Here is an 11,441-nt window from a genome sequence, read left to right as displayed (position 1 = left end):
CGCTCCGTGCCGCTAGTAAGACTTCGCGAGCCCCAGCACCTTTTCCGCAATGAAGCTGAGCGCAAGCTGCGGGCTGACCGGCGCGATGCGCGGGATCAACACCTCGCGTAGATAGCGCTCGACGTGGAATTCCTTGGCATAACCGAAGCCGCCATGGGTCATCACGGCCTGCTCGCATGCCGAGAAGCCGGCCTCGCCCGCCAGATATTTGGCGGCATTGGCCGCAGCGCCGCAAGGCATGCCCTTGTCGTATTGCCAGGCAGCCGACATCACCATCAGCCACGCAGCCTCGAGCTCGACCCAGTTCACCGCGAGCGGATGCTGAATGCCTTGATTCTTGCCGATCGGCCGATTGAACACCACGCGCGTCTTGGCGTATTCGGTCGCGCGCGACAGCGCGAGCTTGCCGAGGCCGACGGCTTCCGCCGCGATCAGGATGCGCTCGGGGTTCATGCCTTCGAGGATGTACTGAAAACCCTTGCCTTCTTCGCCGATGCGGTCCTCGATCGGGATCTCGAAATCCTCGAAGAACAGCTCGTTGGAATCGACGATCTTGCGGCCCATCTTCTCGATCTCGTGGACCTTGATCCTGTTGCGGTCGAAATCGGTGTAGAACAGGCTGAGGCCATGGGTCGGCGAGCGCACCTCCTCCAGCGGCGTGGTGCGCGCCAGGAGCAGGATCTTGTGCGCGACCTGCGCGGTGGATATCCACACCTTCTGGCCGTTGACGATGTAGCGGTCGTTCTTGGCGACGGCGCGGGTCTTGAGCTGGGTGGTATTGAGGCCGGTGTTGGGCTCGGTCACGGCGAAGCAGGCTTTCTCGCGGCCCTCGACCATCGGCGGCAGCATGCGCTTGCGCTGCTCCTCGGTACCGAACACGACGACGGGGTTGAGACCGAACACGTTGATGTGCACGGCGGAGGCGCCGGACATGCCGGCACCGGATTCGGCGATGGTGCGCATCATGATCGCGGCTTCGGTGATGCCGAGACCTGAGCCGCCGTACTCCTCCGGAACGCAGATGCCGAGCCAGCCCGCATCGGCCAGCGCCTTGTGGAAGTCGTGCGGGAAGCCGCCGTCGTGGTCCTTCTTCAGCCAGTAGGCATCGGGAAAGCCTTCGCAGATCTTTGCAATCGCATCGCGAATGGCTTCCTGCTGATCGGTGAGCGCGAAGTCCATGTTCTTGATCTCCTTCTTGGGAGCCGCGAGCTCCGATCTTAGCGCCCCATCTGCGAGGGCAGCCAGAGGACGATAGACGGAAACGCCACCAGAATCGCGATCGCGATCAGGTGCGCGATGAAATGCGGGAAGGTGCCGTGGAACACCTCCGCCACCGGCCGCTTGGCGTAGCGGGCGACGATGAAGCAGTTCAGCCCGACCGGCGGCGTGATCATGCCGACTTCGGCGGTGACGATCTTGATGACGCCGAACCAGATCGGATCGAAGCCGAGGGTCTTGATCAGTGGCAGCACGATCGGAACCGTCAGCACAAGGATCGCGATCTGGTCCATGAAGGAGCCGAGCACGATGTAGCCGCACAGGATCAGCGTGATGATCACCCAGCGCGAGGTCTGCAAGCTGCCGATCCAGGCAACGAGATCCTGCGTGACGTGGGTGAGCGTGAAGAAATAGCCGAAGATCGAGGCGCCGACGAGGATCATGATGATCATGCAGGTGCCGTGGCAGGCGCGCAGCAGCGTCCTGTAGAGCGAGCTTGGGGTGATCTTGCCCTTGACGATCGCCAGCAAAAAGGCACCGAACGCACCGAAGGCGGAAGCTTCCGTCGGCGTCGCGACGCCGAGATAGATCGTGCCTGTCACGATCGAGAACAGCACTACCATCGGCGAAACCTGCCAGAGCAGCGCAAATTTCTCCCGCCACGGCACCGATTTGGCAGCCGGCGCACGCGAGGGATCCTGCCAGACCAGGAAGTAGATCGTCGCCATGATGGTGATGGTGACGAGGATCGCAGGGATGATGCCGCTGATCAGAAGCTTGCCGATGTTCACCTCGGCCAGCAGGCCGAAAATGACCAGCGCGACGCTGGTCGGCAGCAGCATCGACAGCGTGCCCGAGATCGCGACGACGCCCGCCGCCATCTTCGGCTCGTAGCCCTGGCGGATCATCGCCGGCAAGCTGGTCGAGGACAGCGTCGCGGCCGACGCCGTCGAAGTGCCGCAGATCGCGCCGAAGCCGGCGCCGGCCAGCGCGGTCGCCATGCCGAGGCCGCCGGGAACGCGGCCGACCCAGGCCGAGGCCGTCTTGAACAGATCATCCGCGACGCCGGAGAGCAGAACGAGGTCCGCCATCAGCAGGAACATCGGGATGGTGATGAGCTCGTAAGACGAGACCGTCGAAAGCGGCGCGGTCTCCAGGATGCCTGACAGCGTCGCAAAGCCGCCGACCATGACGAGGCCAATCGAGCCGGAAAACGCCATGGCGAAACCGACGGGCGTGCCGAGCGCGAGCAGGCCGAACAGCAGGGCGAGAACGATAAGGGGTGTCATGGATGTCTGCCCTTACTCGAAGCCGCGCGCTTCGCCGACGCCGGTCACCGGCGGCAGCGGATAGAGGTCGCGTCCGCTGACGAGGCTCAGCACATTGCCGACGAGTTGAAGCGCGAGCCGCAGCACGAGCACGCTGCAGCCGAACGGCACCAGCGCCGCCGAAATCCAGGTCGGCCACGGGATGGCACCCGACAGCACGTCGTGCTGCTCGTAATTCTCCAGCGCGCGCGCGAAGCCGACCTTGCAGATCAGGACGAATACGAACAGGCCCGCGAGCGCGGTGACGATCTCGGACAGCCGCCGCCCCGTCGGCGAGAAGCGCGACAACAGGATATCGACGCCGACATGAGCATGTTCGCGCAGGGCGTCCGACAGCGTGAAGAAGAACACGCCGGCGAGCAGATAGAGCCCGATCAGATCATAGGTGAAGGAGAACGGGCTGTTCAGCGCGTAGCGCATGAACACGTCGGTCACGACCAGCACCATGATCACGAACAGGAATACCACTGCGATCACAGTCAGCACGCGCTCAAGCGCACCGAGCATCTGCCCTGCCCGTTCGATCACTTTGTGCCTCCCTCTTTCCCGGATTACTTGCTGCCGGCGGCAAGCAGATCTTCGAACTCCTTCAGCGCTGGCGAGGCCTGCTTGCCGCGGCTGTCGAGCCCGCTCGCCCATTCCTTGCCGACGCCCTTCAGTTTGTCCTTGATCTCGGCGCGGGTCGCCTCCGGCAGCGGATCGAAACTGATGCCCTCGTCCTGCATGTGCTTCTTGGTCGCCTCGCCTTCCTTGTCGACATCGGCACAAGCTTTCGGCGTGATCGCTTCGGAGGCTTCGTTCATCGCCCTCTTGATGTCGTCAGGCAGCTTGTCCCAGACCGACTGGTTGATGGAGTAAGCGACGATGAAGCTGCCGAAGCTGACGCCTTCGGTGGCGTGCTTGACCAGCTTGTCGAGACCGTAGGACACGACGCTGTCGAGCGGAAACAGGAGGCCGTCCATGGTGCCGCGCGACAGCGATTCATAGGCATCGGGCGCGGCCATCCGCACCGGCACGGCATTAAGCGCACGCAGGGTCAGGTCCTGCGCGCCGCCCGTGGTGCGCAGCTTCAGGCCTTGCATGTCCTTGACCGTTTCCACCTTCGACTTGACGGTCCACACCTGATACGGCGGCAGCACGACGGCCATCAGCAGCTTGATCTTGTTCGGCGCGTATTCCTGCTTGGCCAGCACGCCGTCGCGGGCGGACTTCCAGTAGGCGAGCGTACCCTGGCAGCTGGTGGCGAACGCGCCCGGCAATTGTGCGACCTCCGACAGCGGCATCTTGTCGGAGACGTAGGACGGCCCGATGTAGCCGATGTCGACGACGCCCGACTGCGTCAGCCGCAGCATGTCTGCGGCCTTGCCGATCTGCTGGTTCGGATAATACGTGAAGGTCACCGCACCATTGGTGCGCTTGGTGACATCGTCCATCCAGGGCTTGAGCATCAGTCGGACGAGATAGTGACCGGCGGGGAAGCTGTCGGCGATCTTCAGCTCGAGCGCCTGCGCCTGGTGCGCCGAGACCGGTAGCGACAAAGCGAGCGCGGCTGCGGCCCGGACCAAATTCTTCTTCATGTTTTTCTCCCTGACGCGTCCCATACCGAAGGCGGCAGCCCCTGGCTGCCAATCCGTTCGGCCGCTCGCTCCGTTTCTTGCTTGAGGAAAATGTACATATATGTGAATTTATCTGTCAAGCGTATGAATTATGCATAGAGTCATGCGCCATGCCGACGAGTTTCCGAATTGACACCGTCAGTTTGTGAACTCTAACTCCACCTATATGAATTCATTCACGGGACCCCATGGGACCGCTCGCCGGCTTCATCATTCTCGATCTGACCTCAGTGCTAATGGGCCCTTACGGCACTCAGGTGCTGGCGGACATGGGGGCCGATGTCATCAAGGTCGAAAGCCCCGAGGGCGACATCGTCCGCCAGATCGGTCCGGGCCGCACGCCGGGCATGGGCGGCATGTTTCACAATGCCAATCGCGGCAAGCGCAGCATCGTGCTCGATCTCAAAAAGCCCGAGGCGCGCGACACGCTGTTGCGGCTGGCGAAGACCGCCAACGCGCTCGTCTACAATGTGCGGCCGCAGGCGATGGCGCGGCTCGGCCTGGACTATGAGACGCTCGCCGCGGTCAATCCGGCCCTCGTCTATGTCGGCGGATTCGGCTACGGCCAGGCGGGACCATATGCCGCCAAGCCCGCCTATGACGACCTGATCCAGGGCGCAGCGACGATTCCGACGCTGCTCGCGGCGGCCGGCGACGGCACGCCGCGCTACGTCCCCGTCACCATCGCCGACCGCATTGTCGGGCTGATGATGGTCAACGCCATCATGGGTGGGTTGATGCACCAGCAGCGCACCGGCCAGGGCCAGCGCATCGATGTGCCGATGTTCGAATCGATGACCGAGTTCGTGCTGGTCGATCATCTCGGCGGTCTCACTTACGATCCGCCGCTCGATCATGGCGGCTACGCCCGCCTTCTCTCGCGCTATCGCCGCCCCTACAAGACCAGCGACGGCCATCTCTGCGTGCTCATCTACAACGACAAGCACTGGCGCAGCTTCTTCGAGGCGATCGGGCAGCCGCATTTCCTCGAGCAGCCGCGCTTTGCCAGCCATGCCGCGCGCACCAGGCATATCGACGAGATCTACGAGGAGATCGGCCACATCTTCGCAACGCGCACGACGGCAGAATGGCGCGAACTGCTGGAGCGTGCCGACATTCCGGTGATGCCGATGCATACGCTGGAGACCGTGCTGGACGACCCACATCTCAAGGCGATCGACTTCTTCAGGACGGTGGATCACCCGGTGGAAGGCCGCATCCGCCAGATGCGCGTGCCCTCGACCTGGAGCCTGACCCAGCCGGAGCCGGCCGGTCCGGCGCCAACGCTCGGCCAGCATGGCCGCGACATTTTGCGCGAGGCCGGCTACTCCGCTGAAGAGATCGAACGGCTCGCCGAGACAAAGGCTGTTCACCTGGCCGCGCCGCCCTGAAGGCAGGCGCTGGCCAAATCGCAAGTCAACAGGGAGGAAACCGCGATGGCCGGACTTTATTTCGAGGACTTTTCCGTGGGCCAGGAGTTCAGGCATCCCTTGACCCGAACCGTCACGGAAATGGACAACACCATGTTCAGCCTGCTGACGCTCAACCCGCAGCCGCTGCATATCGATGCGCATTTCGCGGAGAAAACCGAGTTCGGCCAGCGCATTTTCAACAGCCTTTACACCCTCGGCATCATGATCGGCATGACGGTCTATGATACGACCCTGGGCACCACCGTTGCCAATCTCGGCATGACCGACGTGACCTTTCCGAAGCCGGTCTTCCATGGCGACACCTTGCGGGCGACGACGAAGGTGCTTTCGTTGAGGGAATCCAAATCGCGCCCGAGGGCGGGCATCGTCGAGTTCGAGCACCACGCCCTGAACCAGAACGACGAAATCGTCGGCAAATGCCGCCGCATGGCGATGATGCACAAGAGGCCGGTCTGATGCGTTCGATGCTGTTCGTGCCGGGCGATTCCCCGCGCAAATTCGAGAAGGCGAGCGAAGGCAAGGCCGACACGCTGATCTTCGATCTCGAGGACTCCGTCGTCATCGACAAGAAGCCGGAGGCGCGCACCCTGACGCTGGCGATGCTGAAGAGCCGCCCGGGCCCGCACCAGCTCTATGTCCGCGTCAATGCGCTCGATACCGGCATGACGCTTGCCGATCTCGCCGCGGTGATGCCGGGCCGCCCGGACGGCATCGTGCTGCCGAAATCGCAAGGCGGCGACGACGTGCGGCAGGTCGCGACCTGGCTCGAAGCGCTGGAGGCGGCGGCCGGCATCGCGGTCGGCGCGACGCGCATCGTCTGCGTTGCCACCGAAACCGCCAGCTCGATCTTCGGCCTCGGCAGCTACAAGAACTGCTCGCCGCGCCTTGCCGGATTGATGTGGGGCGCGGAAGATCTCTCGGCCTCGCTCGGCGCCACCGAGAAAGCGAGCGGCGGCGTGTTCCACAGCCCCTATCGCCTCGCACGTGATCTCTGCCTGATGGCGGCAGCCGCAGCGGAAGTGGCGCCGATCGATACGGTCTATACCGACATCGACAATCTCGCGGGACTCGAACAGGAAACGCGCGCGGCCCGGCGCGACGGGTTCTCGGCGAAGGCGCTGATCCATCCCAAGCACGTCGACATCGTCAACGCGGCGTTCGAGCCGACCGAGGCCGAGCGAATCTGGGCGGAGAAGGTGATCGCGGCGTTCGCGACCAACCCGAATTCCGGCACGCTGCGGCTCGACGGCCAGATGATCGACAAGCCGCACCTTCGCGCCGCGAAGAAAATCCTCGGCCAGAGCTAGAGCAGGACGCAAAACCCCAGCATGATCGTTCGCCAAGCCGCCAACGTCCTGGAGATCATGGAATTCTTCGCGCAAACGAGGAAGCCGGCGACGCTTGCCGAGATCGCCGATCATTTCGGCTGGCCGCGCTCCTCGACCTTCAACCTGCTCGCGACGCTGTCGGAGAAGGGCTATCTCTACGAACCGCGACCGCGCGCCGGCTTCTATCCGACGCCGCGGTGGCTGGCGATGGCAAAGATGATCTCCGAGGTCGAGCCGCTGCCGCCCTGGACGCATCAGCTGATCGCCGATCTTTCCGCCGAGACCGGCGAGACGGCCTCCATCGTGGCGCCGGCTGGCGTGATGGCTGTCTTCATCGACGTCGTCGAGTCCCAGGCGCCGATCCGCTATTTTGCCACCATCGGCCACCGCGTGCCGATTCACGCCACCGCCAGCGGCCGCGCGCTGCTGCTGCAATATTCACCGGAAGAGCGCGACTCGGTCTATCGCAAGATCGAATTCAAGCAATACGGCCCGTCGACGCCGATCAGCATCGAAGCCGTCGAGACCGAGTTGCGCAACTCGATCGCGCGCGGCTACTGCCAGAGTTTTGCCGACTACAGCCGCGATCTCGCCGGCGCGGCGATCCCGCTGCCGATCGGCGACCGCAGGCTTTCGGTCGTTGTCGCAGGACCGGAGTTTCGCATCGGCCCCAAGATCGCGGATGTCGCGGCGCTGATCGCGCGAACGGTCGATCGGCTGCGGCCGAAGACGGCAGCGTAGATCTGTTGAATCGAGAGAGCTGAAGGCGAGCCTCGCCTTAGTCGAATCCCTGAACCGGCGGCATCGTGGTCTCCGCAGGCGCAGCTTGAGCCGGCTGAACCGCGGGGGCGGCCTGGACCGGCGGATTGCTTGCAGCTCGCATCTGACCGTTGGCTTCCACCGCCTGGCGCGTGCGCGGCGGCGCGTTGGTCGCAGCGACGGGGGACGCCTCGCGACGCGCCGGCTGCCGATGCCTTGCTGACCGCGACCCTCCCAGGCCCCATGACCTGGCGATCGTAGGTCCGGCGGTGTAGCCGATCACTGCGCCCGCGACGGCACCGACCGGACCGAGCACGACGGCCCCGGACAGGGCGCCCAGCGCCGCAGAACCAGCGCGCTCCTGCGCAACGGCGCTTGCCGGCACGCCAGCCACTAGCAGGATGGCAATGATCAGAGCCTTGTTCATCGAAGCGTCTCCCTCCCGGGAGATCACTCTTACCCAAATATGGCCACAGCGGGTTTGTTCGTGGCCGAAGACGGGGCAATCACGGATGGAACTCGGGCAATTCAAGGGCCTCCGCCGCCGATCACGGCTCCAGCGGAGGCCGGCCGGCGCGAGCTAGACGATCCTGATCGACATGTCGGGCAGGCCTTCGAGCTTGCACAGAAGCACGTCGCCCTTCACCACCGGGCCGACATTCTCCGGCGTGCCGGAATAGATGATGTCGCCGGCCTTGAGCTCGAACGCTTCCGACAGCTTTGCGATCTGCTCGGCGACGCTCCAGATCATCTTGCTGAGATCGGAGTTCTGCCGCACGGTGCCGTTCACGGCGAGCGAGATCGCGCCCTTCTCGAAATGGCCGGTCTTGCTCGCGGGATGGATCGAGCCGAGCACCGCGGCGTGATCGAAGCTCTTGCCGATCTCCCAGGGCTTCTTCTCCGCCGCCATGCCGTTCTGGAGATCGCGCCGGGTCATGTCGAGGCCGAGGGCGTAGCCGTAGACATGGTCGAGCGCCTTGTCGGCCGGGATGTTGGTGCCGCCGGATTTCAGCGCGGCGACCAGCTCGACCTCGTGATGATAGTTCTTGGTCAGCAACGGATAGGGATGATCGGCGACCTCGCCGATCGCGACGTTCTGGATCGCGTCGGTCGGCTTCTGGAAGAAGAACGGCGGCTCGCGGTTCGGATCCGAGCCGCGCTCGATCGCATGCGCCGCATAGTTGCGGCCGATGCAGTAGATGCGGCGAACCTGGAAGACCTGGCTCTCGCCGACGATCGGGATCGTGACCATCGGCACCGGAAAGATCGGCTTCGGTCCGGCCTGCGCCGCGGCGGGCGTTGCCTCGGCGATACCCGCCGCGGTCATCGCGGCTGCGACGGTGAGCACGCTCCGTCGGCTGGTCCTTGTCATGGCGTCACTCCCTGCATTCGCCGATCCCCTCTTGACGACAGTCATAGAGCCAAACGATGGGCGGGCCAATGCCCGCGCACGACATCATGGGACGCGTCGCAAACCTCTTGACACGGGATTCCGGCTGCATATTTTTTTCGCCGGGAAAGCACGCTTTCTCGCTCTCAAATATCAAAGGATCAAACGCGACCGTCTGGAGAGACGACGATGCTCGATGAGAATCTGGCCCGCATTCGTGCGCACCGCAACAACATCCACCGCTACCGGCGGCTGCTCAAGACCAGGCTGTCGGAGTTGGAGCGCCACTTCGTCGAGAGACGTCTTGCGGAAGAACGGACGGCGCTCGAGGGCCTGACCGCAGCGACCTTCCCCGTTGCCTTCTCTGCCACCCATGCGCCGATCGATACGAGGGGAGCTGTGCCATGACCAGTCAGCGAGACCTGCTCATTCGCGGCAGCGAGAAGGTCATCGGCCATTACGAGCTCCTGCTTGCAAGCGCGAAAAACGAGCACGAGAGCGAGCTCTACCGACAGCGCATCGAACGCGAACGCCGGTTGATCCGGGACCTGCAGGACGGGCTGGATCACCGGGCGGCCTGAGCGGCAAGGCTCTGATGCCGCGCCTTTTGAGGGAGCGACCACCGTGCTGCGCGCGGCACGCTCCCTGTTCATTCACTTCGATTGACTTGACTAATGGACGAGGCGGCTGGGGCATAGCCCTGCTTGCAGAGGCCGGCTGAGCGCCCGCGCATCGCCATCACCTGCCACCTCGCCTCGGATCGGAATGGAAAACTCTGGCCTCAGGTCTCGCCGCGTGACGCGGCGGCCAGGCCTTGCAGAGCCAGAAACGGAACGGCCCAAGCCGCCGAGACCTGGCCGAGTACGAGTCCGAGAACGGTCTGCGTGAGCATCATGCGCTTCGCCCCTCTACGGCGGCCCATGGCCGCCGCAGCCGCATCGGGACACCGCCGCCGCGCGGCGGGTCGTCATTGTCGTTATCCCCGTCGAGCTGGCGCAGGGCAGACAGGATATCGACGAGCCGGACCGTGTGGCTCATGCCCGGAATCTCGCGCAGGGCAGGACAGGATTCCACCGCATACATGTCGGACGCCCATGACGACAGGATAATGCGCTTCTCCGGCGTGGAGAGCTCCTGCGCCTTCAGGACGTCGGCAGGCGAGTCGTAATTGGCGGCGGGATGAAACAGCGGATTGAGAGTGCCGGCATTGGTATTGACGTTGGTCATCGACGGTGCCTCCCTCATGCTCCTTTCCAAGGGACGGGATTGTTGACAAGGACGGCGGCGCCAGCCGCCGCCGCCCGGCTTCATGTTAATGCGTGTTGATCGCGATGCGCTTGACGCCTTCGCGCCCCTTCTCGGATTTCGGCAGCGACACGGTCAGAACGCCGTTCTTGAACGATGCCTCGGCCTTGTCCTCCTCGACGCCCTCCAGCGGAATCTGTCGCTCGAAGGCGCCGTAATAGCGCTCGGTGAAGTATCTGCCTTCCCCGTTGCGCTCCGCCTTCTTCTCGCCGCGCACGGTCAGGACGCCATCGGCGATCTCGACCTGGACGTCCTTCTCGTCGAGGCCGGGAAGCTCGGCCGAGACGGTCAAGGTCTTGTCGGTCTCGCTGAGCTCGACCCTCGGCCAGCCGAAGCGGCCTTCCATCTGCGGCGACAGGCTGGTCCCGCCGAAGCCGCGGAAGACGTCGTCGAACAGACGGTTCATTTCGCGATGAAGCGTCAGGAAGGGATCGAAATTCTCGCGCGCAGGCGCAAGCTCCTGGTGTCTCGACCAGGGAATCAGATCACGAAAAGTCATGCTTCTCTCCTTGATGCATCGGGAGCGCGACGCGCATCGCACGCCGCGTTCCGCCACTGGACCGATCGAGCGCTCAGGCTGCTTTCTTCTGCTCGATCTGCGATGCCGCAGGAGTGCCACCCGCGATCGGAATCCGACGCGGCTTCATCGCTTCCGGAACCTCGCGGACGAGGTCGATGATCAGCAGACCGTCCTGGAAGGATGCCTGCTTCACCTGGACGTAATCGGCGAGATTGAACACGCGCCGGAACGGCCGGGCGGCGATGCCCTGGTACAGGTACTCCCGCGCAGTGGTCTCCGGCTTCTTGCCTTCGATCGTGAGCGCATTCTGCTCAGCCGTCACGGTGATATCGCCAGGGCTGAAACCTGCCACGGCAAGGCTGATCCGGTAGTGATCTTCACCGGAACGTTCGATGTTGTAGGGGGGATAATTGTCCTCGGTCGCCTGGCGCAACGTGCTGTCGACGAGGTCGGCCAAATGATCGAAGCCGATGGTGGAACGCCACAGGGGCGCAAAGTCGAAACTGGTCCTCATAACCAAGTCCTCCTGAGAGCAAGATGGATA

General features: G+C 63.9%; 15 protein-coding genes. 6 read left to right on the top strand and 9 right to left on the bottom strand.

The window, feature by feature from the left end:
* Positions 1–12 precede the first annotated feature (12 nt).
* The 4 genes from XH88_RS15360 to XH88_RS15345 are packed head-to-tail and all read right to left on the bottom strand — an operon-like array spanning position 13 to position 4,123.
* The gene (locus XH88_RS15360; protein ID WP_271669144.1) at positions 13–1,179 is read right to left on the bottom strand and encodes an acyl-CoA dehydrogenase family protein; all 1,167 of its coding nucleotides are present in this window, start codon (positions 1,177–1,179) and stop codon (positions 13–15) included.
* A 38-nt stretch (positions 1,180–1,217) separates the two neighbouring features.
* Positions 1,218–2,507: a TRAP transporter large permease gene (locus XH88_RS15355; RefSeq protein ID WP_271669143.1), complete on the bottom strand. Its 1,290-nt coding sequence runs from the start codon at positions 2,505–2,507 to the stop codon at positions 1,218–1,220.
* Between the two features lie 12 nt (positions 2,508–2,519).
* Positions 2,520–3,074: a TRAP transporter small permease gene (locus XH88_RS15350; RefSeq protein ID WP_271669142.1), complete on the bottom strand. Its 555-nt coding sequence runs from the start codon at positions 3,072–3,074 to the stop codon at positions 2,520–2,522.
* Positions 3,075–3,097: 23 nt separating this feature from the next.
* A complete protein-coding gene (locus tag XH88_RS15345) occupies positions 3,098–4,123 on the bottom strand; it encodes a TRAP transporter substrate-binding protein (protein WP_271669141.1) in 1,026 nt (341 codons plus the stop codon).
* A gap of 227 nt (positions 4,124–4,350) precedes the next feature.
* Here XH88_RS15345 and XH88_RS15340 point away from each other — a divergent pair, with 227 nt between their 5' ends.
* The 4 genes from XH88_RS15340 to XH88_RS15325 are packed head-to-tail and all read left to right on the top strand — an operon-like array spanning position 4,351 to position 7,664.
* Positions 4,351–5,553 (top strand): CaiB/BaiF CoA transferase family protein, encoded by a 1,203-nt coding sequence (locus XH88_RS15340; RefSeq protein ID WP_271669140.1) that lies wholly within the window; start codon positions 4,351–4,353, stop codon positions 5,551–5,553.
* Between the two features lie 9 nt (positions 5,554–5,562).
* Positions 5,563–6,051, top strand: coding sequence for a MaoC family dehydratase (locus tag XH88_RS15335; RefSeq protein ID WP_333909257.1), 489 nt, complete (start codon positions 5,563–5,565; stop codon positions 6,049–6,051).
* On the top strand, positions 6,051–6,902 hold the full coding sequence (locus XH88_RS15330; protein ID WP_271669139.1) for an HpcH/HpaI aldolase/citrate lyase family protein: 852 nt from the start codon (positions 6,051–6,053) through the stop codon (positions 6,900–6,902). Before XH88_RS15335 ends, XH88_RS15330 begins: the two co-directional genes overlap by 1 nt.
* A gap of 21 nt (positions 6,903–6,923) precedes the next feature.
* Positions 6,924–7,664, top strand: coding sequence for an IclR family transcriptional regulator (locus XH88_RS15325; RefSeq protein WP_271669138.1), 741 nt, complete (start codon positions 6,924–6,926; stop codon positions 7,662–7,664).
* Between the two features lie 37 nt (positions 7,665–7,701).
* On the opposite strand, the gene XH88_RS15320 is transcribed toward XH88_RS15325, so the two are convergent.
* Together XH88_RS15320 and XH88_RS15315 are read right to left on the bottom strand one after the other, a co-directional pair.
* Complete coding sequence (locus tag XH88_RS15320; protein WP_271669137.1) at positions 7,702–8,109, bottom strand: hypothetical protein; 408 nt, start codon at positions 8,107–8,109, stop codon at positions 7,702–7,704.
* Positions 8,110–8,262: 153 nt separating this feature from the next.
* Positions 8,263–9,054 carry a fumarylacetoacetate hydrolase family protein gene (locus XH88_RS15315; RefSeq protein ID WP_271669136.1) on the bottom strand — a complete coding sequence of 264 codons (792 nt, stop codon included), beginning with the start codon at positions 9,052–9,054 and terminating at the stop codon, positions 8,263–8,265.
* Between the two features lie 207 nt (positions 9,055–9,261).
* On the opposite strand from XH88_RS15315, the gene XH88_RS15310 reads away from it, so the two are divergent.
* Positions 9,262–9,480: a hypothetical protein gene (locus tag XH88_RS15310; protein ID WP_271669135.1), complete on the top strand. Its 219-nt coding sequence runs from the start codon at positions 9,262–9,264 to the stop codon at positions 9,478–9,480.
* The gene (locus tag XH88_RS15305) at positions 9,477–9,653 is read left to right on the top strand and encodes a hypothetical protein (RefSeq protein ID WP_271669134.1); all 177 of its coding nucleotides are present in this window, start codon (positions 9,477–9,479) and stop codon (positions 9,651–9,653) included. Before XH88_RS15310 ends, XH88_RS15305 begins: the two co-directional genes overlap by 4 nt.
* 310 nt (positions 9,654–9,963) lie before the next feature.
* On the opposite strand, the gene XH88_RS15300 is transcribed toward XH88_RS15305, so the two are convergent.
* From XH88_RS15300 to XH88_RS15290, 3 genes are all read right to left on the bottom strand, one after another.
* Positions 9,964–10,299: a hypothetical protein gene (locus tag XH88_RS15300; RefSeq protein WP_271669133.1), complete on the bottom strand. Its 336-nt coding sequence runs from the start codon at positions 10,297–10,299 to the stop codon at positions 9,964–9,966.
* Positions 10,300–10,384: 85 nt separating this feature from the next.
* A complete protein-coding gene (locus XH88_RS15295) occupies positions 10,385–10,876 on the bottom strand; it encodes an Hsp20/alpha crystallin family protein (RefSeq protein ID WP_271669132.1) in 492 nt (163 codons plus the stop codon).
* A 73-nt stretch (positions 10,877–10,949) separates the two neighbouring features.
* Complete coding sequence (locus XH88_RS15290) at positions 10,950–11,411, bottom strand: Hsp20 family protein (RefSeq protein ID WP_271669131.1); 462 nt, start codon at positions 11,409–11,411, stop codon at positions 10,950–10,952.
* Positions 11,412–11,441: the final 30 nt, after the last annotated feature.

This window comes from Bradyrhizobium sp. CCBAU 51627 (genome assembly GCF_028128765.1).
Classification (GTDB): domain Bacteria; phylum Pseudomonadota; class Alphaproteobacteria; order Rhizobiales; family Xanthobacteraceae; genus Bradyrhizobium.
This window is presented reverse-complemented; position numbering and strand designations above follow the sequence as displayed.